The organism is Pseudomonas sp. GW822-FHT04C11, from assembly GCF_058800905.1.
In genome coordinates, this window is the sequence record NZ_JBXAMS010000009.1 from 135284 (window position 1) to 155547 (window position 20264).

The following is a 20264-nucleotide window of genomic DNA, read 5'->3' on the forward strand; positions in this document are numbered from 1 at the left end:
TCATCGCCGTGCAACCTGCTGTGCCTATGATCGGTCGCCTGGTGGTGATTGGTCTCGGGCTGATCGGTGGTTCGTTCGCCAAGGGCCTGCGTGAAAGCGGATTGTGCCGAGAAGTGGTGGGTGTTGACCTCGATCCGCAATCGCGAAAACTGGCGGTCGAGCTGGGCGTGGTGGACCGTTGTGAAGACGACCTCGCTACCGCGTGCTGCGGCGCCGATGTGATTCAGCTGGCGGTGCCGATCCTGGCGATGGAGAAACTGCTGGTGCTGTTGGCTGGCATGGACCTGGGGGCGGCGATTCTGACCGATGTCGGCAGTGCCAAAGGCAATGTGGTGCGCGCAGCGACCGAAGCCTTCGGTGGCATGCCGGCACGCTTCGTTCCAGGGCATCCGATCGCCGGTTCCGAGCAGAGCGGAGTCGAGGCTTCCAATGCTCAGCTGTTCCGTCGACACAAAGTGATTCTGACACCGCTTGAACAAACCGATCCGGCTGCACTGGCAGTTGTCGACCGGCTCTGGCGTGAATTGGGTGCCGATGTCGAGCACATGCAGGTCGAGCGTCACGACGAAGTGCTGGCGGCGACCAGTCATTTGCCGCACCTGTTGGCGTTCGGATTGGTCGATTCGTTGGCTAAACGCAGTGAAAATCTGGAAATCTTCCGTTACGCTGCCGGCGGTTTCCGCGATTTCACGAGAATCGCCGGCAGTGACCCGGTCATGTGGCACGACATCTTCCTCGCCAATCGCGAAGCTGTCCTGCGCACACTCGATACATTTCGCAGCGATCTCGACGCCTTGCGCGACGCGGTCGATGCAGGGGACGGGCACCAACTGTTGGGCGTCTTTACGCGCGCCCGGGTTGCCCGCGAGCATTTCAGTAAAATCCTGGCCCGCCGGGCCTATGTGGACGCTATGAACTCCAACGATCTGATTTTCCTGGCAAATCCTGGTGGCCGCCTGAGTGGGCGGATTCGTGTACCGGGCGACAAATCAATTTCCCACCGTTCGATCATGCTCGGCTCCCTCGCTGAAGGCGTTACCGAAGTCGAAGGTTTCCTCGAGGGTGAAGATGCCCTGGCGACCTTGCAGGCCTTCCGTGACATGGGTGTCGTGATCGAAGGTCCGCACCATGGTCGCGTGACCATCCACGGTGTCGGCCTGCATGGCTTGAAACCGGCTCCCGGCCCGATCTATCTGGGCAACTCGGGTACGTCGATGCGTCTGTTGTCCGGCTTGCTGGCTGCGCAGGACTTCGACAGCACCTTGACGGGCGATGCGTCGCTGTCCAAGCGTCCGATGAATCGTGTGGCCAACCCGCTGCGCGAAATGGGTGCGGTGATCGAGACGGCGGCAGAAGGTCGTCCGCCGATGACCATTCGTGGCGGCAACAAGCTCAAGGGCCTGACCTACACCATGCCGATGGCCAGCGCCCAGGTTAAATCCTGCCTGCTGTTGGCGGGTCTGTACGCCGAGGGCAAGACCACCGTCACCGAACCTGCTCCGACCCGTGACCATACCGAGCGTATGCTGCGTGGCTTCGGCTACCCGGTTACCGTCAACGGCGCCACCGCGTCGGTCGAATCCGGCCACAAGCTGAGCGCGACGCACATTGAAGTGCCGGGCGATATCTCCTCGTCGGCATTCTTCCTGGTCGCGGCGTCGATTGCCGAGGGTTCGGAGTTGGTGCTCGAGCACGTGGGGATCAACCCGACCCGTACCGGTGTGATCGACATCCTGCGTCTGATGGGCGCCGATATCACTCTGGAAAACCAGCGTGAAGTCGGTGGTGAGCCAGTGGCTGATTTGCGCGTGCGGGCAGCTAAGCTTAAGGGTATCGAAATTCCTGAAGCGCTGGTTCCGCTGGCCATCGACGAGTTCCCGGTACTGTTCGTGGCGGCGGCCTGTGCCGAAGGTCGGACTATTTTGCGCGGCGCGGAAGAGTTGCGGGTCAAGGAGTCGGATCGTATCCAGGTGATGGCGGATGGTTTGCTGGCGCTGGGCGTCAAGTGCGAGCCAACGCCGGACGGCATCATCATCGACGGCAGCCAGATTGGCGGCGGCGAAGTGCATGGTCACGGCGATCACCGGATTGCCATGGCGTTCAGCGTTGCATCGTTGCGTGCCAATGCACCGATCCGTATCCATGATTGCGCCAACGTTGCGACCTCCTTCCCGAACTTCCTCGCGTTGTGCGCGCAAGTCGGTATTCGTGTTGCTCAAGAGGCTCAGTCGTGACCAGCCACGCTCCGGTAATCACCATCGACGGACCGAGCGGCTCGGGCAAGGGCACTATTGCCGGGATTCTCGCCAAGCGCCTGGGTTGGTGCTTGCTGGATTCCGGTGCGTTGTACCGTTTGCTGGCATTCGCTGCGCGCAATCATGGTGTCGACTTGACCAACGAAGAGTCGCTGAAGCTGTTGGCCGCTCATCTCGATGTGCAGTTCATCGGGGCGACCGAAGGTCATCCGCAGCGCATCATCCTTGAAGGTGATGATGTCACTGACGATTTGCGCAACGAGCAGGTTGGGGCATGGGCCTCGCAAGTGGCGGCACTTCCTGCCGTGCGTGACGCCTTGCTGCAGCGCCAGCGGGCATTTCAGGAGGCGCCGGGGTTGGTGGCTGATGGCCGCGACATGGGCACCGTTGTATTTCCCGACGCGCCGCTGAAGATTTTTCTGACCGCCAGCGCCGAGGAACGGGCGCGCCGACGTTATTTACAGTTGAAGGGCAAAGTCGAGGGTGTTAGTCTGTCGAGTCTGCTAGATGAGATCCGTGTGCGCGATGAGCGCGACACCCAGCGAGCGGTAGCCCCGCTCAAGCCGGCGGTCGACGCCATACAGCTGGATTCCACGGAGTTGTCCATCGAGCAGGTGCTGGAACGCATCATGAGCGAGATCGCCATTCGCGATATCGCCGGGTGACCAAGAAGCACCGCAGGGGACCAGTCATAGTCTTGCGGCGTTTCTTTTATATAAACGTAACCCACATTGTCTGGGATGTGGCAGATGGGCGTATTCTTCGCCCTTATCAACAGGAATTAAAATGAGCGAAAGCTTTGCGGAACTCTTTGAAGAAAGCCTAAAAACCCTGAACCTTCAGGCAGGCTCCATCATCACCGGTGTTATCGTTGATATCGATTACCAAGCTCGCTGGGTAACCGTTCACGCTGGCCTGAAGTCTGAAGCACTCATCCCGCTTGAGCAGTTCTACAACGACGCTGGCGAACTGAATATCAACGTCGGTGACGAAGTTCACGTTGCGCTGGATTCGGTTGAAGACGGCTTTGGTGAAACCAAGCTGTCCCGTGAAAAAGCCAAGCGCGCTGAATGCTGGATCGTTCTGGAAGCAGCCTTCGCAGCCGAAGAAGTGGTCAAGGGCGTTATCAACGGTAAGGTTAAAGGCGGCTTCACTGTCGACGTTAACGGCATCCGTGCGTTCCTGCCTGGTTCTCTGGTTGACGTCCGTCCAGTGCGCGACACCACGCATCTGGAAGGCAAAGAGCTGGAATTCAAGGTCATCAAACTCGACCAGAAACGCAACAACGTTGTCGTTTCCCGTCGTAGCGTCCTCGAAGCCGAGAACTCCGCTGAGCGTGAAGCTCTGCTGGAATCCCTGCAGGAAGGTCAACAAGTCAAAGGTATCGTCAAAAACCTCACCGATTACGGCGCATTCGTCGATCTGGGTGGCGTCGATGGCCTGCTGCACATTACCGACATGGCTTGGAAGCGTATCAAGCATCCTTCCGAAATCGTCAACGTTGGCGACGAGATCGATGTCAAGGTTCTGAAGTACGATCGCGAGCGCAATCGTGTTTCCCTGGGCCTGAAGCAACTGGGCGAAGATCCATGGGTTGCTATCAAAGCCCGTTACCCAGAAAGCACTCGCGTTACCGCACGTGTGACCAACCTGACCGACTACGGCTGCTTCGCTGAGCTGGAAGAAGGCGTTGAAGGCCTGGTACACGTTTCCGAAATGGACTGGACCAACAAGAACATCCACCCTTCGAAAGTCGTACAAGTCGGCGACGAAGTGGAAGTTATGGTTCTGGACATCGACGAAGAGCGTCGTCGTATCTCCCTGGGCATCAAGCAGTGCAAATCTAACCCATGGGAAGATTTCTCTGGCCAGTTCAACAAGGGCGATAAAATCTCCGGCACCATCAAGTCGATCACCGATTTCGGTATCTTCATTGGTCTGGACGGCGGCATCGATGGCCTGGTTCATCTGTCCGACATCTCCTGGAACGAAGTGGGCGAAGAAGCCGTACGTCGCTTCAAGAAGGGCGACGAGCTGGACACCGTTATCCTGTCGGTTGACCCAGAGCGCGAACGTATCTCCCTGGGTATCAAGCAACTGGAAAGCGATCCGTTCTCCGAGTACGTTCAAGAGAACGACAAAGGCGCAATCGTTAAAGGCATCGTGAAAGAAGTTGACGCTAAAGGCGCCATCATCACTTTGGCTACCGATATCGAAGCTACTCTGAAAGCCTCCGAAATCAGCCGTGACCGCATCGAAGATGCGCGCAACGTTCTGAAAGAAGGCGAAGAAGTTGAAGCCAAGATCATCAGCGTTGACCGCAAGAGCCGTGTAATCCAGCTCTCGATCAAGTCGAAAGACGTTGAAGACGAGAAGGAAGCAATCCAGAGCCTGCGCGACAAGCCAGCTGCTTCGGATGCTCCAGTTGACACCACTCTTGGTGCTCTGCTGCGTGCACAAATGGAAAAACAGAACTAAGTTCTGTCAGACCATAGAAAAAGGGCGACTTCGGTCGCCCTTTTTTGTGCCTGAAATTTGAGGTGTCGGGGTGCTGGGGAAACAATGCGGGAATAAGGTGGTCTGTTGTTTGGGTGTATCAATTGCCTATCTGGAGCTAGGCTTTAGCTTGAACCGAGCATTCGTCGGGTGTGACTCCTGGCATTAAAGGAAGGAAATGAACAAGCTCATTGTTGTATTGGCAGTCTTGGTCTTGGTGGGGTGTACGACTAGTGTCAAGACTCACGTGGTGCGTGGCGTGAGTGGTATCGAGATCGATTGTTCGGGGCTCGGATCAGGTTGGGATAAGTGTTACAAGCGTGCTGCAAGAGAGTGTGGGGTGGAGGGGTACAAGGTCATTGGCAGGTCCAGTGATGCTAAGGAGGAGGAAGAGGATTATCTATTCGGGTGGAACCCGGCCGGATACCTCACTCGCGTCATGTTGGTGGTCTGCAGGTGACGGTTCGGTTTGCCTCTGTGGTGTGGAAGGGTGGGGTGTCGGTCTCCGGGAGGCGAGCTTTGCGGTGTCTGTCAGGGAATGCAGATAAGTCAATATATAGGCTGTTCAAAACCCTTCGAGCATGCTAAAACCTTTGAAGCGCTGATCTAGCTGCTTGAAAAAGAAGGGAAAAATATGACGAAGTCGGAGTTGATCGAACGAATTGTCACCCATCAAGGGCTACTCTCATCCAAGGATGTGGAGCTGGCCATCAAGACCATGCTTGAGCAAATGTCCCAGTGCCTGGCTACCGGTGATCGAATCGAAATCCGTGGCTTTGGCAGCTTCTCTTTACACTATCGTGCACCGCGCGTCGGCCGTAACCCAAAGACCGGCCAATCCGTCAGCCTCGACGGTAAATTCGTTCCTCATTTCAAACCGGGCAAAGAGCTCCGGGATCGGGTGAATGAGGATGAGGAGGAGGGGCTTTGACAGTCGTCATTCAGAGAGCGATTCATGCGTAATCTCAAACGCGTACTCCTCGGAGTCTTTGTGTTGTTGCTGGTTTTGGCAGTATTGGCATTCGTGCTGGAGAATCAGCAGTCAGTCTCATTGTTGTTCCTGGGGTGGGCAGGGCCACAGTTGCCGGTCTCGGTAGTGATGGTCCTCGTACTGCTATTGGGGATGGCGATCGGCCCTATCCTTGGTTGGCTCAGTCGTAAAGCCAGAATGGTGCGCAAGCACCGTGCCTGACGGTGATAGGGGTGGGGCTGGTATCGAATTTGTGCCGCAGTTTGTCTATATCCATTAGTAAAACCTTTATTAAACTGTAAAATGTTGCGCCTGTCCGAATAGCGGTACATTTCCCATTCGGTTCAGACTGACTCTGTCAGCGGCCTTTGCTCAACCGACGGCTTCTGCATTTATGGATTAGACAGCGCTCGGTTGGCGGCCCTGTCAGTAACTCAAGGGTATGGTTTCGCGTGAAAATTCTAGTAACCGGCGGCGCCGGATTTATCGGCTCGGCAGTCATTCGTCATATCATCTCCAACACTGCCGACTCTGTCGTTAACGTCGATAAGCTGACTTATGCCGGTAACCTTGAGTCGTTGGCCGAAGTCAGTCAGAACTCGCGTTACGTGTTCGAGCGCGTCGACATCTGCGACCGTGATCAAGTGGACCGTGTCCTGCGTGAACACCAACCGGATGCGATCATGCATCTGGCCGCAGAGTCTCACGTTGATCGTTCGATCTCCGGTCCGTCCGAATTTATCCAGACCAACATCATTGGTACCTACACCTTGTTGGAAGCTGCGCGCCACTATTGGGCAGCGCTGGATGACTCGCGTAAAGCCATCTTCCGCTTCCACCATATCTCGACCGACGAAGTCTATGGAGACCTCGAAGGTCCAGAAGACCTCTTCACCGAAACCACGCCGTACCAGCCAAGCTCGCCATACTCGGCCAGCAAGGCCAGTTCCGACCACCTGGTTCGTGCCTGGAGCCGTACCTATGGCCTGCCGACCCTGGTCACAAACTGCTCGAACAACTACGGCCCGTGCCATTTCCCTGAGAAGCTGATCCCACTGATCATCCTCAATGCACTGGAAGGCAAGCCATTGCCGGTCTACGGTAAAGGCAACCAAGTTCGTGACTGGCTCTACGTCGAAGACCACGCCCGCGCACTGTACAAAGTCGTAACCGAAGGCGTTATCGGCGAGACCTACAACATCGGCGGCCATAACGAAAAGCAAAACATCGAAGTGGTGCACACCCTGTGCGCACTACTCGATGAGCTGCGTCCGGACTCCGCTCATCGCCCACACGCCAGTTTGATCACCTACGTTCAAGATCGTCCGGGCCACGATCAGCGTTACGCCATCGATGCCAGTAAAATCCAGCGTGAGCTGGGTTGGGTGCCTGAAGAAACTTTCGAGACCGGGATACGCAAAACCGTCGAGTGGTACCTCGAGAACACTGAATGGGTTGCTCACGTGAAAAGCGGCAGCTATCAACAGTGGATTGATAAAAACTACGCCGACCGCTCAAGCAAAACATGAAAATCCTTCTGCTTGGAAAGAATGGCCAAGTCGGCTGGGAGCTACAGCGCTCCCTTGCGCCACTCGGAGAGGTCATTGCTCTTGACCGCCAAACAGTCGATGGGTTGAGTGGCGACTTGTCCGATCTTGACTCACTGCGCACAACGATTCGTCAGGTCAACCCCGACGTCATCGTCAACGCCGCAGCTTATACCTCGGTGGATAAAGCTGAATCAGAGCCTGAACTTGCAACTCGCATAAATGCACTGGCGACCCAGGTTATGGCCGAAGAAGCATTATTCCTTGATGCCTGGTTGATTCACTACTCGACGGACTACGTGTTCAGCGGCAGTGGGCAAAAGCCATGGCAAGAAAATGACGCAGTTGCGCCATTGAATCATTACGGTGCGAGTAAGCTCGCTGGCGAGCAGGCCATTACCGCTTCGGGCTGCAAACACCTGATTTTTCGTACCAGTTGGGCCTACGGCGCTCGGGGCAACAACTTTGCCAAAACCATGTTGCGTCTTGCTAAGGACCGGGAAACGTTGAGCGTTATTGCCGATCAGATTGGCGCACCCACCGGTGCAGATCTGATCGCAGACGTAACCGCCTTGGCTATTTGGCAAGTCGTTAAGCGCCCGGACCTGGGAGGCGTATATCACTTGGCAGCTGGCGGCGAAGTCTCATGGTACGGCTATGCTAGTTATGTAATAGATTTTGCGCGGGCCAATGGTGAGCAGTTAGCTGTAGTTGAGATCACTTCTATAGAGGCAGTGTCTTACCCTACGCCTGCACGCCGTCCTCTGAATTCCCGGTTGAATACTCAGAAGCTGCGTGACAATTTTTCTCTGCACTTACCGGATTGGCAAAGTGGCGTAACCCGAATGCTTATGGAAGTTCTAAATAAATGATCAACACGACAAATCGCAAAGGCATCATCCTCGCAGGTGGCTCGGGCACGCGCTTGCACCCGTTGACCCTCGGCGTTTCCAAGCAGATGCTGCCGATCTACGACAAGCCGATGATCTTTTATCCTCTGTCAGTGCTGATGCTTGCGGGCATGCGAGAAATTCTGATCATCTCCACCCCAGAAGACTTGCCGTGCTTCCGCAAGCTGTTAGGTGATGGCAGCCTGTACGGCATTCAGCTCACCTATGCCGAACAACCGAGCCCGGATGGCTTGGCCCAAGCCTTCATCATAGGGGAAGAATTCATTGGCAAGGATCCATGCTGCCTGATCCTGGGCGACAACATTTTTTACGGTCAACACTTCTCTGATAATCTGCGTTCAGCCAGCAGCCAGGAGCATGGGGCTACAGTGTTTGGCTATCATGTGTCCGACCCGGAGCGCTTCGGCGTGGTTGAGTTCGATGGTTCGGGCCGCGCCCTCAGCATCGAAGAAAAGCCACTCAAGCCAAAATCCAGCTATGCCGTCACCGGGCTGTATTTCTACGACAACAAGGTTGTCGAAATCGCCAAGAACATAAAGCCGTCCGAACGCGGCGAGTTGGAAATTACCGACGTTAACCGTGCCTATCTCGAGCAAAAGACTCTTAATGTAGAAATGCTCGGTCGCGGCTTCGCCTGGCTGGACACCGGTACCCACGACTCGTTGCTGGAAGCCAGCCACTTTGTGCACACCATCGAGCAGCGTCAAGGGCTGAAAGTGGCTTGCCTGGAAGAGATTGCCTATCACAACGGCTGGATCACAGCCGAGCAGTTGGGCGTCCAAGCCGACGCTCTGAAGAAGACTGGCTACGGTCAGTACTTGAAGAAACTGCTGGATTTGTCTTCCCACTATGGCGACAACACAACCTTTTGAGCTGCAGCGTTCGACTCGTTTAAGCAGGAATGGCATGCCAGTAAAACACCCAAGGGTTGCAGTTTTGCTAGCGGCCTATAATGGCATGCAGTGGATCGAGGAGCAGATTGCCTCGATCCTCATCCAGTCATCAGTAGACATAACGATCTATATTAGTGTCGACCCTTCAACGGATGGCACCGAAGTTTGGTGCGCGGCGTATGCGGCTGAGCACTCCCGTGTGGTACTGCTACCGGCCGCCGGTATCTTCGGTGGTGCCTCGCGTAATTTTTTCCGGCTGATCCGTGATGTCGATTTCGACGGTTATGACTTCATTGCCTTTGCCGATCAGGATGACGTTTGGCACACTGACAAGCTTGAGCGGGCGACACGGACTCTGAACACCGGCGAATATGCGGCTTACTCGAGCAACGTCACCGCCTTCTGGCCGGATGGTAGAACCCATTTGCTGAATAAGGCGCAGCCGCAAGTCACTTGGGATTTCCTGTTCGAAGCCGCTGGCCCCGGTTGTACCTATGTGTTTGATAAGAGTCTGGCCGAGCCCTTGAAGGCATCCATGCTTAGTAACTGGCAACAATTGCAGGAAGTCGGCTTGCACGACTGGTACTGCTACGCCTATGCCCGCAGTCACGGATTCAAGTGGTTCATTGATCCGAAATCGAGTATGCAATACCGCCAGCATGAGAATAATCAGGTAGGCGCCAATACTGGAATCAATCCTTTGATCTCGCGCTATAAAACTATTCATGACGGCTGGTGGTTCTCTCAAGTCCGGCTTATCACATGCTTGGTTGGGCAAGGCGCTGAACCGTTCGTTCAGGCTTGGTTGCCACTGCGACGTTGGCAACTGATGACGTTGTCATTCAGCGCCTGGAAATGCCGGCGGCGCGTGCGCGACAAAGTGTTCTTTTTTTGTATCTGTTGGGCCACCGCGTTGATAGGGAAGAAAGCGAAATGACTGCCCCAAAGGTATTGGTTACTGGGGCGAGCGGGTTTGTCGGCGAAGCGGTGGTCTTTCATCTGTTGCTGGAAAAGAAGTTTGTTCCAATCGCGGCGGCTCGAGGTACAACGCGACTACGTGGCTTATGTCGGGTGGAGCCCTTAGATCTGACGAATCCCAAGGTCTTGCCCTCGCTAAATAATATACATGTGGTCATCCATGCTGCCGCCCGCGTTCATGTGATGAATGAAACCGCCGTGGACGTCTTGGCCGAGTTTCGTAGAGCCAACGTGGAAGGAACTCTCAGGCTAGCCCGGAGTGCCGCCGAATCAGGGGTAAAGCGCTTCATTTTCATCAGTTCGATTAAGGTCAACGGTGAACGCACTGTCTTGGGTACACCATTTAAAGCTGATGACTGCCCGGCCCCAGTTGATCCTTATGGTGTATCCAAGTACGAAGCCGAAGAGGCGTTGAAGCGACTCGGCCGTGACACGGGCATGGAAATCGTGATCATCCGCCCACCTCTGGTCTATGGCCCCGGGGTCAAAGCCAATTTCCTGAGCATGCTGAACTGGCTCAATAGAGGGATTCCACTGCCATTGGGTGCGATCCGAAATCGGCGAAGCCTGGTAGCGATTGGAAACCTGGTAGACCTTATAATCACTTGTATTGATCATCCCGCAGCAGCCGGCCAGACGTTCCTAGTCAGCGACGGCGAGGACTTATCCACAACTGAACTGCTGCGTCATCTGGCTAGGGCACTGGGTAAAAATGCCCGACTCCTACCACTGCCTGAGTGGCTATTGAAGCTGGCAGTGTCAATACTGGGCAAGCAAGCCCTCGCCCAGCGCATCTGCGGGTCGTTGCAGGTCGATATTAGCAAGAGCCGCGAATTGCTGGGATGGACTCCTCCAATCAGCGTGGATAAAGCCATGCGTCAGACCGCTGGCCATTACTTGGATGAACAAACGAAATGATTTTTTGGTGGGTGCTACTTGCGGTATTTGCAATTTCTTGGGTGTTGACGCTTGTCCTGCGGCGTTACGCCCTAGCCAAGAGCTTGATGGACATACCCAACGAGCGCAGTTCCCACTCAATCCCTACACCTCGCGGTGGAGGCGTGGCCATTGTTGTCGCGTTTGTGCTGGCGCTTCCCATTCTTACTAGCCTCGACCTGCTGAGCTCTGCCGCATTGTATGGCCTGCTGGGCTCCGGCCTGCTTGTCGCGGTCATTGGTTTTTCCGACGACCATGGGCATATCGCTGCCAGATGGCGACTGCTGGGGCACTTTATCGCGGCAGCGTGGGCGCTGTTCTGGCTAAACGGCCTTCCGCCAATGTCGCTCTTTGGTTTTGTGGTTGATCTTGGATGGTTTGGTAATGTTCTGGCTCTGGTCTATCTGGTCTGGATGCTTAACCTTTATAACTTCATGGATGGCATTGATGGTTTAGCCAGTGCTGAAGCGATCAGCGTCTGCTTGGGAATGTGTCTGGTTTATTGGCTTAACGGGATCGTTGAGCTGATCTGGGCTCCTCTGATTCTGGCGGCCGCAGTGGCGGGTTTTCTTTGCTGGAACTTCCCTCCTGCGCGAGTTTTCATGGGCGATGCGGGGAGCGGTTTTCTTGGTTTTCTTCTAGGTGGGTTGGCGCTTCAGGCCGCCTGGATGGTTCCTGAATCATTCTGGAGCTGGATGATTTTGCTAGGAGTATTTATCGTCGATGCAACTTGGACATTGATCAGGCGATTTGCTCGTGGAGATAAAGTATCTCAAGCTCATCGAAGCCATGCTTATCAATATGCGTCGCGTCGTTTCGCTAGCCATAAAGTCGTCATATATAGCGTTACGGCGATAAACATCGTGTGGTTGACTCCCTTAGCCCTTATTGTGGCTAAGGGAGGCCTGCACGGAATCGAAGGTATGCTCTTGGCCTACTTTCCGTTATTTATTTTGAGCTATGTATTTAATGCTGGTACGCCTGAGGGGGCTAAGCAGAGCTGACAAGTATGTACTGCTGCCATACCCAGATGCAGCATAAGCGATCCACCGTGTGTACATTCAAAGCTGCCAGTTGAAGCCTGACTCTGTGCTCCGATTTCCATCATGAGGGCTGGCCCCGGGAAAAATCGGTATGCGATCCATGAACCCTACCTACCGTAAGGTGGGGCGACGGTTTACCGTGGCATCTCTGGCGAGCAGTTTCACGGCAGCAAGGCCTCATAGTCTTTGGCCGACGAGGCGTGCGGTAACCGCTCCAGTACGTGGCGCAACCACGTATAGGGCTCCTGGCCGTTGGCCTTGGCAGTCTCGACCAGGCTATAGATCTGCGCACTGGCCGTGGCACCCTTGAGCGTATCGCTGAACAGCCATACCTTACGCCCGATTACAAACGGCTTTATCGCACGCTCCGCCGTGTTGTTGTCGATCGGTAAAAAAACGGCTTCGGTGTAGCGCACCAACTTGATCCAGTTGCTGGCCAGGTAGCTGATGGCTTTGCCCAGTGCATTTTGCGCCGTCACTTTTGCTGGGTTTTCTCCAGCCATGTTTGCAACTGCGCCAACACCGGCAGGCTGTTTTGCTGTCGGCTTTCATGGCGATGTTCATCGCCGACTTCGTTTAAATCTCGCTCGATACCGTACAGCTTATTGATCAAATTCAGGGCGATATCGGCACGCCCGGTTTTACCTTTAGGCTGCTCCTTTTGCGCCCCGACAAACTTGCGTCGTGCATGTGCCCAACAGCCTAAGCGTTCGACACCGGACTGCGCGGCCAAGGCGTTGTAACCAGCATAATCGTCGGTCATCAGGTAGCCGCGATAACCTTCGAGCAGGAGCGACGGAACCTCCTGCGCCCGGCTGGTCGAGTAGTCAAAAAGGATAACGGGTTGATCCGGCGGCCCGTCGGTTTGTACCCACATCCAGGATTGGCTAGTCGGCTCTCGATCAGGCTCTTTCATCACCTGGACACGCGTTTCGTCGCAGTGGATTACACGACTTTCCAGCAGTCGATCTCGCATCAAGTTGAGCAAGGGTTGCAGGTGTTCGCTGCACTGGATAACCCAGCGCGCCAAGGTCTGGCGTGGAATATCGACGCCGTGGCGACCGAGTACTTTTTCGAAGCGGTGCAGTGGCAGGCCATCGACGTATTTGGTCGTCAGGAGCATCGCCAACACGCTGGGGCAGGCCATGCTCTTCTCAATCAGTTGCGCTGGCTTGTCTGCTGTAACCGGTGCGGTTTCGCAATCGCGGCAACTGTAGATCTACGGACATGTTTGATCACGCGGATTTGCATCGGCACGATCTCGAGCTGCTCGCTGATTTCCTCGCCAATGCTGTGTTTACGGCAACCGCAGGCGCTGGCGCAGGTTAGCTCGTGATCGGGCAGTTCGTGAATGACTTCGATACGCGGAAGATCGGCGGGTAGAGGCTTGCGTTTGCCCCTCCGCTTGGTCGGAGCTACGACTTCTTCTTCCACCGTTTCGTCGACGGACTCGGCCACGCTTTCAGCTTCGTTGAACAAGGCCATTTGCGGGGTCGCGGGATCGGCTGTTCGCTCTGACTTGAGCCCGAAAAGGCGCTGACGCAACAGCGCGTTTTCTTCTTCGAGATGAACGATTTTACCCTTGTCCGACTCGCGCTCACTCAACATCTGCGCAAGCAGTTGCTTGAGCAAAACCGGATCGTCAGGAAGGTCTTTGGGCATGGAAATCATGCCCTGGATTATACCGAATCAGGTGACGAATCGAGGCGTCAAAACTTGATGCGGACGGTTTTGCGCCACAAATCAAAACCGTCCAGTAACCAGTTGAGCTCTTGAACCGTCAGCACGATGGCTTCATCCGAACAATCCGGCGACGTTTTGAAGCGCTCAGACTCCAGCCGTTTTAGCCAAAGGCGGAAGCCGTTGCGCTCCCAATACAAAATCTTTACTCGGTTTCGAGGCTTGTTGAGGAACACGAAAAGCACCGGATCAAACACCGCGACCTTGATGTCTAGTTCGACCGCCGCCGCGAGGCCATCGATGGATTTTCGGAAGTCGACGGGCTTTGGGTAGAGACAGACTTTCTCGACTTTTGCGTCGGGACGCATCATGAGGTGCTGGCTCCGGAAAGGAATCGGGCGCACAACATCGGGGATCAGGTGGTGACTTTGAATGTGGGGTTTATGGAGCGTTTACAAACGAAAAGCACGGGGTCAAACACCGCAACCTTGATGCCCAGTTCGACCAGTGCGGCGAGACCGTTGATGGATTTTCGGAAGTCCACTGGTTTTGGGTAGAGATAGACTTTTTCGACTTTAGTGTCGGGTCGCATCATGGCGATGGGCTCCAGAAGGAATTCGGGAGCGCAGTATCGGACATCAGGCCTGGACTTTGAATGTGGGGTTTATGGAGAAGTTACGAACTCTTTGTCATTGTTCGCAAGAACTGGTTGTTCAGAGACTCGCCCAAGGGCGCGACGGTCAGGATCTATATATATGGCTGTACCACGTACTGGAGCGCTTGTCGCTGGTGGCTTCGATTGAGAGCTTCGAAGCCTTACTGCCATAGGATTGCTCGCCAGAGATGCCACGGTGACCATTAAGCCCATCGTTTGGCATGTGGGTTTATGAGAGGTTTATCGATATCGCGTAAGGCATCACAGTTAATCATGACTGCCAAATATCGAGTAGCTCATCAACATAGGTGACTACCGACTTGGGTCTTATTGAGTTTTTTGAAAGCTTTTCCAGAATAAGCGGATCTTCCGTCAACTTCAGAAGGTTTTCATAGAGTGCGTCCATGCTCCCGCGCTCGAAAAGTAGACCATCAATACCATGACGAATAGTCTCGGCTATTCCGGGTACATCAGATGCCACTACAGGGCAGCCAGCTGCTTGAGCGGAGTAAACCACCAGTGGATTATTTTCGGTCCAGATTGAAGGAACTATCAATACATCCAAATCACTCAGCACTTGAGCAATAAGTTTATTGGGGAATGTTCCGCAAAACTCTACATGCGCATCATTCTTCGAATTGTGCCGCAACTCACTTGAATATTTGGGGAAGTCAGACTCTGCACCATAGATTTTTAAGATGGCGGACCCTTTTTTCAATCGTTGAAATGCTTTTAGAAGAACATGGCAGCCTTTGTGTGGTGCCAGTGTGCCAATGAAGCCGATTCGTAGTGGGCTGCGTGGTTTTACCCTAGTACGCGGCGTTATAGACTCATCAAAATCTACTCCATATGCAGAACGAATTACTTTTTCGGGATTAACCCCATAGCGAAGTAATAGACTTTCAAGTGTGCGATTGGGCACAACTAGTTTTTTTAAAAGATTCAGTCGGTCAATATTGATTGGCAACCTTCTGCTGAGTGCTCTTACTTCATTGATGTTGGGGATCTTTGACAGGAGTTTAATGCGCGCTCTTCGGACCAAAAAGTCCCCTATGCTCAATGGTAGGTGCGCTACAAGGCTTTCAGCCAACATGCCAAAAGGTTGAGCGGCCAGATGCATTGCACAGTTTCCTGCATCAGGACTTGGACCAGAGCACTCCGTACCATCGGCGTAACTCATTCGAGCCTTTGGGCAAATAGTCCAGAAATCAGTTGGTGTAAGAAAGGCCGGAATACCAAATTTTGATGCTGTCGTAATCAAGCCGGTTCCTAAGCGACTTAAGTGAAAGAAGTGAACAATATCTGGCTTGAATGTTTTTAGCACGTCACTGAAAAAATCTGCGGCAAAGTGATTGTCATAGTCAAATTCTATCCTTGATTTTCTCCCCTCTATCAGGGGGGCATAAGAGTGATGGAATCGATAAACGTGAATCCCTTCGTAGTTATATTCGTCGAATCGATCTCGTATAGAAAGTTCGGCCTTTCCGGGGTGGCCTGTCATGACCCGTACTTCGTAACCTCGGATGATCAATTCTTTTGCAACGGAATAGGTAAGTACTTCAGTGCCGGCCGCGAAGTCGGGAAAAAACTGATGCGTGGTTAGTAAGATTTTCATTCCGAATTCCGCGGAAAATTAAAGTGACACAGTTATGGCTTAGCCAGTTCCTGCTCCATCCATTTAAGGGTTCTGGTAACCCCTTCTTTAATCGTAACTTGCGGAGCCCAGTCGAGTTCTTTCTTTGCTAATTCATTGCTGAGAATACTTACTGGAACATCGAAGTGCCGCCCGGGAGTGTAGGAAATGATAGGTGTTTTTCCGTACGCATCACCAATCAATTTAACCAATTCATTTAGGCTAGTGCCTGTTCCAGAACTGATGTTGAAAATGCATTTTTTCCCAGAGTAGGTAACTGCTTTTGCAAAAGCCTCAGCAACATCACTTACATGCAGAAAGTCCCGTTGGACGCTACCATCTCCCCAAATATCAATAGGTAGATTTTTCAATATTCTATTAATAAAAACACCGACCGCACCCTGAGCGGTTTCAACTCGCTGCCGTTCACCGTAAGGATTGGCTACACGAAGAATTATGGGTTTGATTTCACGAAGATTACCGTACATAAGCATATATTTTTCTATAGCTAGCTTAGTAATACCATAAGAAACCTCAGGGTTCGTTGGGTGAAGTTCATCGATAGGAATGTAATTAGGGCTGCCATATACAGTCCCGCCCGAGGAAATAAACACTACTCTCTTGACTTGATGTGCGACCATAGCGTCTAGCATTTGAAGGCTCGCTACCAAATTAGTCTGTACATCGTAAATAGGGTCGTCATTAGAGCTTTTTGGCAGTGTCGTAGAAACAAGATGCAAAACTACATCAGCACCCTCAACTGCAGAGCCAACATCGGCCTTGCTAAGTAAATCACCAGTAACCCAGTCGACTTTCTCATTAGTTAAGAAGTTTCGGTATGGTGCCACTCGTGGTCGCTCGAAGACCTTGATTTCGTGTCCATCCACCAAAAGTCGATCTACGATAGTGGATCCTATAAAGCCGCCGCCACCAAAAACAGTGATTTTCATGAAAATTAAAACCTCCGAGTTAGCTTGTTTTTTAACTGTCGTGTTGAACCAATAACTGTCCAGACCCACAGAAGACCGCGCTGAGACAGATACCCCTCTGGCCATCCCGTGTGCTCTAGCTCTCTAATAAGGCGTTTCAAACCGCCAATTGAGAAGAAAGCTTTAGTCCATACTGAGGAGGGAATCACTGAACTCTTGTCGTCAAATCGACCTAGGCCAAAGCTTTCATTATGGTTTAGTTTGAAGTATGTTTCTGCAATTACTGGTGGAGGAGTATTAACGATGTCCATCCAGCAAGAAACAGCCATCTCTTTTAAAGAGTCAGATGATACTGCATGTAGGCGAACGGTTTTACTTATTTTCTCAGCTGCGTGGATAACCCCTTGTTGAAAAAATGTAACCGATTCGTAATAGATGGAGTTTTCTGACTTCTGGATTAATTTATCGGCGACGTACTGCCCGTTAATATCGGTATAGCTAGTTACACTCCCACTCGGCGAATTGCAGAGCATTTCAATTGGTGCAACCTTTGAAAAAATGGCTGAGTGGGGTTGTGAAGCTTCATTTTGATTAGGCCCAAAAGAGAATTTTCTTACATTGTCTGGTTGGGCGTTAAGAAATTTATCTAGGCCTAGATAATAACCATCCAGAGTAACGTGGGGAAGCAGGTGAGAAAGATTATCTTGAATAGTACCTCTCCAACCAATGTCGACAATTGCAGCCTTTCCATTTGTTGGGAAGTTTTTTGTTGTCAAATACCCCAGCAAATTATTTTTCTTTATCCCTACTTCTGCACCGAGAGATGCGATAAAGCCTTCGTCCTTGAACAGAGATTTGATGCGCTCATCCAACCATGGATAACGGATGTCTTCAGATAAGGATATTCCGTATGAGCTGATAGTCTCGGAGAAATTATCTATATTAATACCCAAGCTACGAAATAGTGCCTGTATTGACTGGGTGCTGTAGAGAGTCCAGATTCGCATTAGTGAATCTAAAGATATATCGGACAGAGATGCAGAGAAGGTGGCCACACGGCTTACGTCGAGGAGTACCGCTTCTGGAGGTTGTATTCCAAATGGATCCTGAGCAGCTAAAGCATCGTAAATCTTCTTGAAAAATTCACCTTCTCGGGTGAAAAAGAAAATTTTTGGATACCTGTGTTTTATTGACTGCTCCATAACATAAAGCATAAACCCAACCAGTAACGGAGAGCTTTTAATACCGCAGGCATAAAGGTCTTTTGTGCGCTGAGAATCATTAAGTAAAGGCGAGTCCTTCGCTAGATCTTTCAGAGAGTCTCTGATTATTATTTCTTGGCTGTCAAATAGTTTTTCTCGCTCTAGTCTTAACGCATGCTGTTCTTTCGGAAGATAGTGAATGGTTTTTATCCCTAATTGCTTTGGTGCATACACATCTGAGTGAGCATTATCCCCTATATGAACAGCATGTTTGGCTTCTACCTGCTCGCGATCTAACACATGAGGAAAGATACGCCCGCTTCTTTTATTTAAATGGATATCACATGAGCTATACCCATCGGATATCTGTTTGTCGAAGCCTACTTTGCTGAGTATGCTCTTTAATTCACTCGCCCCCATATAGAAGTCAGACACGAAAACTTTCTTGGCGTTAGGATACTGATTAAGCGTGTTGTTGATGCTCGGATCCTGGTATGAAACCAGGTACTCTTGTGTTAGCTCGGTGTTATATAGCTCTTTCTCCACAGTCTCTAGATTGCTGCTGGATACGAGCACTTGCATTAACCAATGAGTATAAACTTCACGAAGTTGATACTCGTCATCAAAACCAGCAATCTTTTGGGCTTCCCCGACGCGAGCCTCTGCTGCGCGCCTAGCGTTGAGAAGGGCCGTGATGCATTTAAACTCATCTTTAATTTGGCTGTAATTATTTAACAGTAAAAAACGGCATGTATGAACTTTTACAGCGTCCGGGTGACATACCCTGCGAACTAGAGTATCCCAAACATCAACGGTAACTAACTTTATATTTTGCATGTGTTAAACACCCAGGCGGCGAAGGATTTTTTTCGCCAAAACTAGAACTTTATTTTTAACGGGAGCAATTGGTTGAGACGAGCTTAGACTTCTTACGATGTCATGCGAACTAACTCGTACAGTTAAGTCATTTGGCGTATTCGTACAGTCCTGGAAGGAATTGAACTGCTCCTGAATATGCGCCTCAACAGCTGGCCCTTTGCATGCGGATGCGACAACCGCAGGGAGAGAGTATTTCTCTAGGCTTTTACCGTTGAAAACTCTGTCGTTACTGTCATCGGAGTCTACCTCGTTAACAATAGACAGGAAGGTTTCTACTTCCTGCGCCGCTCCGCGATTTTTCATAAATTGGATGCCGTATTCAGACATCCTTTGCAAAATTTCGTAATTAGACAGCAGGTATAGAATTGCTTCTGCTATAGATTCCGGAGTCTGATGGGCTAAAAGAACGCCGCCTTCAGGAAGGTCATATAAGTTGTTATCTCTATAAAGCTCCACAGACGGCAAACCCGCCGCCATCATATCGAACGGGTTGCACGAGGGGTTGCTGGAGCTTAGGCACAAGCCAACGTGGCACTTGTTATAAAGGTCATTCAAACCTTCCAGGTTTAGTAACCCAGCATTCGTATATTCGAACCACAGCGGAGGACTTTGATCGGAACCAACAAGATAAATTTCAACATCGGGTCTCATTCCTTTGACGATACCTAATGCTTCGATGCCCAGTTGAGGGCAGCGTCGTGGTTTGTCATGCTGGTAGATGAAGCAAACAGAAGGCGGAGTCTTCCGTCTGTCCTTGAATGCTTTTTTTACAAAAAAATTATTCAAGTCAGATGAGAAATCCAGATGGTAAGGTATATTTCCATACTGTCTATTTAACTTAGTTGCCAACCACTTGCCGTAGGTAATTGCTTGTAAGCCATACAAGTAGGAGTTTTCAGCAAAAATAGTTCCATCACCTACTGGGCTAAAGCAGGCTTCGAAATCCTGTACCAAGTACAGTTTATTTTTCGCGTTGGCATCTCTAACAAGCTTTGCGGTATCCCAGCGAGTGGCCATGACGTAATCGTAGGCACCTTCAAGGTGGCTACCACAGAAAATACTAAATCCTTCTGCGCCGTAATATTCCAGGGCTTCTTTTTTTAATTGTTCCTTTGACTTAGAGCCGGCATCAAAAACATAGACGTCACATTTGAATTTCGCGCGGGCAAGCGCATCGGCAAAGTTGAAAATCCTTGCCACACCACCAGAACCTCTGATCGGAGCCGGGGAAATTATCGCGAATTGTTTCATTGATGC

Annotated in this window: 18 protein-coding genes and 2 pseudogenes; 13 read left to right on the plus strand and 7 right to left on the minus strand. The window is 51.9% G+C overall.

What is annotated here, in order from left to right; translation table 11 throughout:
- The first annotated feature begins 26 nt into the window (after window positions 1-26).
- The 12 genes from AC1RJ3_RS16855 to AC1RJ3_RS16910 all read left to right on the plus strand — a co-directional run bounded on the left by AC1RJ3_RS16855 (window position 27) and on the right by AC1RJ3_RS16910 (window position 11990).
- Entirely contained in the window at window positions 27-2234 is a 2208-nt protein-coding gene (locus tag AC1RJ3_RS16855) for a bifunctional prephenate dehydrogenase/3-phosphoshikimate 1-carboxyvinyltransferase (RefSeq protein ID WP_054598155.1), read from the plus strand.
- On the plus strand, window positions 2231-2920 hold the full coding sequence (cmk, locus tag AC1RJ3_RS16860) for a (d)CMP kinase (RefSeq protein WP_054593462.1): 690 nt from the start codon (window positions 2231-2233) through the stop codon (window positions 2918-2920). The genes AC1RJ3_RS16855 and cmk overlap by 4 nt, the downstream gene beginning before the upstream one ends.
- Before the next feature lie 121 nt (window positions 2921-3041).
- On the plus strand, window positions 3042-4733 hold the full coding sequence (gene rpsA / locus AC1RJ3_RS16865; protein WP_019692981.1) for a 30S ribosomal protein S1: 1692 nt from the start codon (window positions 3042-3044) through the stop codon (window positions 4731-4733).
- Window positions 4734-4929: 196 nt separating this feature from the next.
- Complete coding sequence (locus tag AC1RJ3_RS16870; RefSeq protein WP_493079539.1) at window positions 4930-5211, plus strand: hypothetical protein; 282 nt, start codon at window positions 4930-4932, stop codon at window positions 5209-5211.
- Window positions 5212-5385: 174 nt separating this feature from the next.
- Window positions 5386-5682, plus strand: a complete 297-nt coding sequence (ihfB, locus tag AC1RJ3_RS16875) for an integration host factor subunit beta (RefSeq protein ID WP_003369729.1) — start codon at window positions 5386-5388, stop codon at window positions 5680-5682.
- A gap of 24 nt (window positions 5683-5706) precedes the next feature.
- A complete protein-coding gene (locus AC1RJ3_RS16880; protein ID WP_493079540.1) occupies window positions 5707-5943 on the plus strand; it encodes a lipopolysaccharide assembly protein LapA domain-containing protein in 237 nt (78 codons plus the stop codon).
- Between the two features lie 230 nt (window positions 5944-6173).
- On the plus strand, window positions 6174-7250 hold the full coding sequence (rfbB, locus tag AC1RJ3_RS16885; RefSeq protein WP_493079541.1) for a dTDP-glucose 4,6-dehydratase: 1077 nt from the start codon (window positions 6174-6176) through the stop codon (window positions 7248-7250).
- Window positions 7247-8140, plus strand: coding sequence for a dTDP-4-dehydrorhamnose reductase (rfbD, locus tag AC1RJ3_RS16890; protein ID WP_493079542.1), 894 nt, complete (start codon window positions 7247-7249; stop codon window positions 8138-8140). Before rfbB ends, rfbD begins: the two co-directional genes overlap by 4 nt.
- The gene (gene rfbA / locus AC1RJ3_RS16895) at window positions 8140-9051 is read left to right on the plus strand and encodes a glucose-1-phosphate thymidylyltransferase RfbA (RefSeq protein ID WP_493079581.1); all 912 of its coding nucleotides are present in this window, start codon (window positions 8140-8142) and stop codon (window positions 9049-9051) included. Before rfbD ends, rfbA begins: the two co-directional genes overlap by 1 nt.
- A 34-nt stretch (window positions 9052-9085) precedes the next feature.
- Window positions 9086-10009, plus strand: coding sequence for a glycosyltransferase (locus AC1RJ3_RS16900; protein WP_493079543.1), 924 nt, complete (start codon window positions 9086-9088; stop codon window positions 10007-10009).
- Entirely contained in the window at window positions 10006-10968 is a 963-nt protein-coding gene (locus AC1RJ3_RS16905) for a UDP-glucose 4-epimerase family protein (protein ID WP_493079544.1), read from the plus strand. Before AC1RJ3_RS16900 ends, AC1RJ3_RS16905 begins: the two co-directional genes overlap by 4 nt.
- Window positions 10965-11990, plus strand: coding sequence for an MraY family glycosyltransferase (locus AC1RJ3_RS16910; protein ID WP_493079545.1), 1026 nt, complete (start codon window positions 10965-10967; stop codon window positions 11988-11990). The genes AC1RJ3_RS16905 and AC1RJ3_RS16910 overlap by 4 nt, the downstream gene beginning before the upstream one ends.
- Before the next feature lie 200 nt (window positions 11991-12190).
- Here the strand turns inward: AC1RJ3_RS16910 and tnpC are convergent.
- The 3 genes and pseudogenes from tnpC to tnpB (AC1RJ3_RS16925) all read right to left on the minus strand — a co-directional run bounded on the left by tnpC (window position 12191) and on the right by tnpB (AC1RJ3_RS16925) (window position 14304).
- A pseudogene (gene tnpC / locus AC1RJ3_RS16915) lies at window positions 12191-13700 on the minus strand (IS66 family transposase).
- A 38-nt stretch (window positions 13701-13738) separates the two neighbouring features.
- Window positions 13739-14080 (minus strand): IS66 family insertion sequence element accessory protein TnpB, encoded by a 342-nt coding sequence (gene tnpB, locus AC1RJ3_RS16920; protein ID WP_493079546.1) that lies wholly within the window; start codon window positions 14078-14080, stop codon window positions 13739-13741.
- Window positions 14081-14124: 44 nt separating this feature from the next.
- On the minus strand, window positions 14125-14304 hold the full coding sequence (gene tnpB / locus AC1RJ3_RS16925) for an IS66 family insertion sequence element accessory protein TnpB (RefSeq protein ID WP_493079547.1): 180 nt from the start codon (window positions 14302-14304) through the stop codon (window positions 14125-14127).
- Between the two features lie 75 nt (window positions 14305-14379).
- Here tnpB (AC1RJ3_RS16925) and AC1RJ3_RS16930 point away from each other — a divergent pair.
- Window positions 14380-14537: pseudogene (locus tag AC1RJ3_RS16930) on the plus strand (IS66 family transposase); the annotation flags it as partial.
- 98 nt (window positions 14538-14635) lie between these two features.
- Here AC1RJ3_RS16930 and AC1RJ3_RS16935 read toward each other — a convergent pair.
- Genes AC1RJ3_RS16935 through AC1RJ3_RS16950 form a run of 4 tightly spaced genes read right to left on the minus strand, consistent with a single transcriptional unit; the run spans window position 14636 to window position 20258 of the window.
- Complete coding sequence (locus tag AC1RJ3_RS16935) at window positions 14636-15979, minus strand: glycosyltransferase (protein WP_493079548.1); 1344 nt, start codon at window positions 15977-15979, stop codon at window positions 14636-14638.
- A 32-nt stretch (window positions 15980-16011) separates the two neighbouring features.
- Window positions 16012-16947 carry an NAD-dependent epimerase/dehydratase family protein gene (locus tag AC1RJ3_RS16940; protein WP_493079549.1) on the minus strand — a complete coding sequence of 312 codons (936 nt, stop codon included), beginning with the start codon at window positions 16945-16947 and terminating at the stop codon, window positions 16012-16014.
- 5 nt (window positions 16948-16952) lie between these two features.
- Window positions 16953-18965: a hypothetical protein gene (locus AC1RJ3_RS16945; RefSeq protein WP_493079550.1), complete on the minus strand. Its 2013-nt coding sequence runs from the start codon at window positions 18963-18965 to the stop codon at window positions 16953-16955.
- A 3-nt stretch (window positions 18966-18968) separates the two neighbouring features.
- The gene (locus AC1RJ3_RS16950; RefSeq protein ID WP_493079551.1) at window positions 18969-20258 is read right to left on the minus strand and encodes a rhamnosyltransferase WsaF family glycosyltransferase; all 1290 of its coding nucleotides are present in this window, start codon (window positions 20256-20258) and stop codon (window positions 18969-18971) included.
- Window positions 20259-20264: the final 6 nt, after the last annotated feature.

Bases quoted from the DNA above. Each gene is read 5' to 3' on its own strand.
- AC1RJ3_RS16855 (WP_054598155.1), top strand. From the start codon at position 27: ATGATCGGTCGCCTGGTGGTGATTGGTCTCGGGCTGATCGGTGGTTCG.
- rpsA (WP_019692981.1), top strand. From the start codon at position 3,042: ATGAGCGAAAGCTTTGCGGAACTCTTTGAAGAAAGCCTAAAAACCCTG.
- AC1RJ3_RS16870 (WP_493079539.1), top strand. From the start codon at position 4,930: ATGAACAAGCTCATTGTTGTATTGGCAGTCTTGGTCTTGGTGGGGTGT.
- ihfB (WP_003369729.1), top strand. From the start codon at position 5,386: ATGACGAAGTCGGAGTTGATCGAACGAATTGTCACCCATCAAGGGCTA.
- AC1RJ3_RS16880 (WP_493079540.1), top strand. From the start codon at position 5,707: ATGCGTAATCTCAAACGCGTACTCCTCGGAGTCTTTGTGTTGTTGCTG.
- rfbD (WP_493079542.1), top strand. From the start codon at position 7,247: ATGAAAATCCTTCTGCTTGGAAAGAATGGCCAAGTCGGCTGGGAGCTA.
- AC1RJ3_RS16900 (WP_493079543.1), top strand. From the start codon at position 9,086: ATGCCAGTAAAACACCCAAGGGTTGCAGTTTTGCTAGCGGCCTATAAT.
- AC1RJ3_RS16905 (WP_493079544.1), top strand. From the start codon at position 10,006: ATGACTGCCCCAAAGGTATTGGTTACTGGGGCGAGCGGGTTTGTCGGC.
- AC1RJ3_RS16910 (WP_493079545.1), top strand. From the start codon at position 10,965: ATGATTTTTTGGTGGGTGCTACTTGCGGTATTTGCAATTTCTTGGGTG.
- tnpB (WP_493079546.1), bottom strand. From the start codon at position 14,080: ATGATGCGTCCCGACGCAAAAGTCGAGAAAGTCTGTCTCTACCCAAAG.
- tnpB (WP_493079547.1), bottom strand. From the start codon at position 14,304: ATGATGCGACCCGACACTAAAGTCGAAAAAGTCTATCTCTACCCAAAA.
- AC1RJ3_RS16935 (WP_493079548.1), bottom strand. From the start codon at position 15,979: ATGAAAATCTTACTAACCACGCATCAGTTTTTTCCCGACTTCGCGGCC.
- AC1RJ3_RS16940 (WP_493079549.1), bottom strand. From the start codon at position 16,947: ATGAAAATCACTGTTTTTGGTGGCGGCGGCTTTATAGGATCCACTATC.
- AC1RJ3_RS16945 (WP_493079550.1), bottom strand. From the start codon at position 18,965: ATGCAAAATATAAAGTTAGTTACCGTTGATGTTTGGGATACTCTAGTT.
- AC1RJ3_RS16950 (WP_493079551.1), bottom strand. From the start codon at position 20,258: ATGAAACAATTCGCGATAATTTCCCCGGCTCCGATCAGAGGTTCTGGT.